Annotated in this window: 6 protein-coding genes; 5 read left to right on the forward strand and 1 reads right to left on the reverse strand. The window is 70.6% G+C overall.

The annotated features are described in order from the left end of the window. Positions 1–38 precede the first annotated feature (38 nt). Positions 39–281 carry a hypothetical protein gene (locus ACWF94_RS34260; protein WP_453497683.1) on the reverse strand — a complete coding sequence of 81 codons (243 nt, stop codon included), beginning with the start codon at positions 279–281 and terminating at the stop codon, positions 39–41. Between the two features lie 181 nt (positions 282–462). Between ACWF94_RS34260 and ACWF94_RS34265 the strand changes: the two genes are divergently transcribed. The 5 genes from ACWF94_RS34265 to ACWF94_RS34285 all read left to right on the forward strand — a co-directional run bounded on the left by ACWF94_RS34265 (position 463) and on the right by ACWF94_RS34285 (position 4,431). Further along, on the forward strand, positions 463–1,182 hold the full coding sequence (locus ACWF94_RS34265) for a rhomboid family intramembrane serine protease (RefSeq protein WP_453497686.1): 720 nt from the start codon (positions 463–465) through the stop codon (positions 1,180–1,182). Positions 1,183–1,501: 319 nt separating this feature from the next. Further along, the gene (locus ACWF94_RS34270; protein ID WP_453497689.1) at positions 1,502–1,783 is read left to right on the forward strand and encodes an Lrp/AsnC family transcriptional regulator; all 282 of its coding nucleotides are present in this window, start codon (positions 1,502–1,504) and stop codon (positions 1,781–1,783) included. Between the two features lie 215 nt (positions 1,784–1,998). Next, positions 1,999–2,331, forward strand: a complete 333-nt coding sequence (locus ACWF94_RS34275; protein ID WP_453497692.1) for a small secreted hydrophilic protein — start codon at positions 1,999–2,001, stop codon at positions 2,329–2,331. Continuing rightward, positions 2,258–3,772, forward strand: a complete 1,515-nt coding sequence (locus ACWF94_RS34280) for a sensor histidine kinase (RefSeq protein ID WP_453497695.1) — start codon at positions 2,258–2,260, stop codon at positions 3,770–3,772. The genes ACWF94_RS34275 and ACWF94_RS34280 overlap by 74 nt, the downstream gene beginning before the upstream one ends. Then, the gene (locus ACWF94_RS34285; protein WP_453497698.1) at positions 3,769–4,431 is read left to right on the forward strand and encodes a response regulator transcription factor; all 663 of its coding nucleotides are present in this window, start codon (positions 3,769–3,771) and stop codon (positions 4,429–4,431) included. The genes ACWF94_RS34280 and ACWF94_RS34285 overlap by 4 nt, the downstream gene beginning before the upstream one ends. Positions 4,432–4,535 lie beyond the last annotated feature (104 nt).

A 4,535-nucleotide genomic window follows, 5' to 3' on the forward strand; every position in this document is an offset into this window, starting at 1 on the left:
CCGTCACCTCATTACCCCTACCGCCTCCGGCGCCGGCCTCAGGAGCCGGTGCCCGGCCTGTCCACCAGCTCGATCTTGTCCACGGCGCTGCACCAGCGGCAGCGCACGGACTCGATGGTCTCACTGAGGACCTCGCGCTCCTCGACCTTCGGCTCGCCCGCCAGGTCCAGATGGACGTACTCGACGACCTTCGACGAGCGGGTCACATCGAACCGGGTGAGATTGCCGCAGAGTGCGCAGCGCCAGCGGGTGCCGGCCGTCGGCGAGGGAACCGTCGTCATCGTTCCGTCCTCTTTCGTCGTACGGTCGTCTCGTACGCGGAGTGCCGTCGTACGAGGTGCGGGGGCCGCGGTGCGCCGTCGGACTGCGGGTGTACTCCCTGTAACTCTATGGCCTCGCGGGTGCCCGGTGACACGGCGAGGCACTCTGTACCGTTCCGGCCCGCTACGCCATGATCTGTCCATGTTCGATTGGCGGGGTGTGGCCAGGGACGCGCTCCGGGGCGCGGTGCGGGGCCCCACGGTGACGTACGGCCTGATCGCGGGCTGCTGCGCGGTCTTCCTGATCAGCCCCGTCTCGGGACTGAATCCGGCGTACGGGACGGGTGACGCGCTGCTCGCGGCGCAGGCCGGGTACTTCGAGCGGTGGGGGGTGATCCCCGCCGAACTGATGAGCGGAGCATCGGGCACGCTGCCGACCCCCTTCAGCGCTCTGTTCGTCCACGGCAACTGGCTGCATCTGCTGGGCAACATGCTCTTCCTCTACGTCTTCGGCGCGATGGCCGAGGAACGCATGGGGCGGATCGAGTTCACCCTCTTCTACGCCGGCACGGGCTATGTCGCGCTGCTCGCCTACGCGACGGCCAACGCCGGGTCCGACGAGACCCTCGTGGGCGCGTCCGGGGCGATCTCCGGCGTACTCGGCGCCTTCCTCTTCCTCTTCCCGAAGGCCAGGGTCACCAGTCTCTTCCCCTTCCTCTTCTTCCTGCCCCTGCGCTTCCCCGCCTGGCTCGTGCTGGTCTTCTGGTTCGCCCTCCAGTGGCTCGCGGCCTCCGGCGCGGGCCGGGGCGGCCCAGGAGTGGCGTATCTGGCACATCTGGTGGGTTTTGGCGCCGGATTCCTCTATGCCTGGGGACGCTTCGGCCGCGGGGCGGCGGTCTGTCCGACGGATCAGGCCGGGTGAGGGAGCGGGCGGCCTGGCGCCCGGGTCTCCCCATGGGGTGGGCCTCCCCGGGCCCGCCAGGGCCGAGGGAACGGATCGTGGGCGCAAGCGTGGGCTCCCCCATGGCAGAGGGCGGGGGCACCTCCCACGCCCCCAGGCGTAGGGGGCCCCTATCGGCGACCGCCGACAACGCGGCCCGGAGGTCCTCCCCTGGGCCCGGCGGCCAAGGGCACCCTCACCCGGGCCCGCCAGGGCCCAGCGCACGCGGGCCCAGCGGGATCCGCCGGACAGGCCATAGAGTGAAGGTCCCAGCCGCGGCCACCGAGGGAGTAAGCAAGCCGTGATCACCGCGATCGTGCTCATCAAGACCAGCGTGGACCGCATTCCCGAGATCGCCGAGTCGATCGCGGCGCTGGACAGCGTCAGCGAGGTCTTCTCCGTCACCGGTACGTACGACCTCATCGCGATGGTGCGGGTGGCCCGGCACGACGATCTGGCCGATGTGATCCCGGGCCGTATCAGCAGGATCGAGGGCGTCGAGGCGACGGACACCCATGTGGCGTTCCGCACGTACTCGCAGCACGATCTGGAGGCCGCCTTCGCGATCGGCCTGGAGTCCTGAGGGCCGCCCGGCCGCCCCGTCACCGAGCCCCCCGGCCGCCCGGCCGCTCCGTCACCGAGCCCCCTGGCCGTCCGGCCGCTCCGTCATCGGGCTGCCCGAGGCCGCCGCGGGTCCGCCGGCCCACCGTCCGCGTGCCCGGACCGGGCGCCCCGGATGAAGAATTCTTCATCCGGGCCTCATCCGGCATCCCGGCTACTGCGGTCACCATGGGACCCATGGTCTTTTCTCACCGCATAGCGGCCCTGGCCGCCGTCGTCGCGATACCACTGGGTATCGCGGTGACGAGTTACGCCCTGACCGACAGTCCCGACGCCCGGAAAGTACCGCCGAAGGTCGAACTGGAGAGCGGCTCACCCACGGTCTCCCCCAGCTCGCCCAAGCACACCCCGCGCGACGAGACGGTGGCCCCGCCGCCGGTGAGCGAGAACCCCACGGGCAACAGTCCTTCCCGGTCGGGCAATAATCCTTCCGGCGATGACAACAACGACGACGGCAACGGACAGGGCGACGACGGCCCGGGCGGCGACGACATCGGTGACGACGGCTGAACCCGTACGCCACCGGGTCTCCGCCCGGCTGCGCATCCTCCTGTGGCTGCTGCTCGTGATGGCGGTGGCCCTCGCGGCCGTCGCCACCGCCACCCGATCGGTCCTGCTGCGGGATGTCGACCACCGGATCAACGGGCTCCTCGTCCAGGAGGCCGGAGAGTTCGCCAACTTCGTCAAGCAGGGGGTCGACCCCCGGACGGGGCAGAAGTTCACCGACCCCGATCCGCTGCTGAGGCTGTTCCTGGAGCGGCAGTACGCCGACCCCGACGAGGAACTGCTCGGGCTGATCGGCCGCTCGGGCGCCACCCCCGCGAAGAAGGTCCAGTCGCGCGAGACCCGGGTCGACCACCCCCTCGCGGAGGACTCCCGCGCCCTGTCGGCGGTCTTCGATTCCACCGAGTCGACCGGCACGCTCCAGCGCCCGCAGGGCGAGATCCGCTGGGCGAAGGTCACCGTCGGATCGAGCCCCGGCCATCCCCCGGCGGCCTTCGTCGTCGCGTTCCACCCCGAGGGCGAGCAGGCCAGGGCCAATCAGGTCTTCACCATGCTGCTCGCCATCTCCGGGGTCGCCCTGCTGATGACGACCGGTATCGGCTGGGGGGTCGCCGGCCGCATACTCAAACCTGTGCGACTCATCAGAATGACGGCCGCGCAACTCACCGAGCAGGATCTGACCCAGCGCATACCGGTCCAGGGCCGCGACGACATCGCGGCCCTCGCCGAGACCTTCAACGCGATGCTGGACCGGCTGGAGCGGGCCTTCGCCGCCCAGCGCGAGTTCGTCGACGACGCGGGGCATGAGCTGCGTACCCCCATCACCATCGTCCGCGGCCATCTGGAGCTGATGGGCGACGATCCGGCCGAGCGCGAGGAGACGGTCCGGATCGTGATGGAGGAGCTGGATCGGATGAGCCGGATCGTGGAGGATCTGCTGCTGCTCGCCAAGGCCGAGCGGCCCGACTTCGTATCCCCCGAGCCGGTGCAGCTCGGCGAGCTGACCGCCGATGTCTTCGTCAAGGCCAGGGCGCTGGGCGAGCGCGAGTGGCGGCTCGCCGAGGCCGCCGACGCCGAGACCCGCCTCGATCCGCAGCGGATCACCCAGGCCATGGTCCAGCTCGCCCAGAACGCCGTCCAGCACACCGTCCCCGGCCAGCGGGTCAGCATCGGCTCCCGCACGCGCGACGGCCGGACCGAGCTGTACGTGGCCGACAGCGGGCCGGGCGTCCAGCCGCAGGACGCCGATGTGATCTTCGAGCGGTTCCGGCGCGGCACCGCGCGCCGAGGCGCGCGCGCGACCGGCGCCGGGCTCGGCCTCGCCATCGTGCGGGCCATAGCCGAGGGCCACGGCGGAGCGGTCGAACTGCGCCCCACCGACGGCGGCGGCGCCACTTTCGTCCTTGTACTGCAGGAGCACAGGGAACCGAGAGAAGCTGAGCTGTGAACCGGATACTCATCGTCGAGGACGAGGAACGGATAGCCTCCTTCGTCGAGAAGGGGCTGCGGGCCAACGGCTTCACCACGACCGTGGTCGGTGACGGCGAGGCCGCGTACGACTACGCCGTGACCGGCGGCTTCGATCTGGTGGTGCTCGACATCGGTCTGCCAGGCAAGGACGGCTTCACGGTCCTGCGGCAGCTCCGCGAGGCCCAGGTGTCGGTGCCCGTGATCGTGCTGACCGCGCGGGATTCCGTACGGGACACGGTGGCGGGCCTGGAGGGCGGCGCCGACGACTGGATGACCAAACCGTTCCGCTTCGAGGAACTTCTCGCCCGGGTCCGGCTCAGGCTCCGTACGGCCGCCCGCGCCCCGGAGGTGACCGTCCTGCGCAACGGCGAGCTGACCCTGGATCTGCGCACCCGCCGGGCCCGCTCCGGCGAACGTATGGTCGACCTCACGGCACGCGAGTTCGTCCTGCTCGAACTCTTTCTCCGCCACCCCGGCCAGGTGCTGTCCCGGGAACAGATCCTGTCCCATGTCTGGGGATACGACTTCGACCCCGGCTCCAACATCGTGGACGTCTACGTCCGCGCCCTGCGCAAGAAACTCGGCGCCCACCGCGTCGAGACCGTACGCGGCATGGGCTACCGCCTCCCCGAGTAGGCCCCCGCCTCGCACGCTCCCGTCGCCACCCCGCACCTTCAGCCCTGCCGGGTATAAACGGCGCAACACACTCACCCCCCGCCGGGGTTTGAGGCCCTGGGGGT

It is taken from the genome of Streptomyces sp. NPDC055078 (assembly GCF_053607985.1).

Excerpts from the sequence above, each read along its gene's own strand:
- ACWF94_RS34260 (WP_453497683.1), bottom strand. The coding sequence starts at position 281 with ATGACGACGGTTCCCTCGCCGACGGCCGGCACCCGCTGGCGCTGCGCA.
- ACWF94_RS34265 (WP_453497686.1), top strand. The coding sequence starts at position 463 with ATGTTCGATTGGCGGGGTGTGGCCAGGGACGCGCTCCGGGGCGCGGTG.
- ACWF94_RS34275 (WP_453497692.1), top strand. The coding sequence starts at position 1,999 with ATGGTCTTTTCTCACCGCATAGCGGCCCTGGCCGCCGTCGTCGCGATA.
- ACWF94_RS34280 (WP_453497695.1), top strand. The coding sequence starts at position 2,258 with ATGACAACAACGACGACGGCAACGGACAGGGCGACGACGGCCCGGGCG.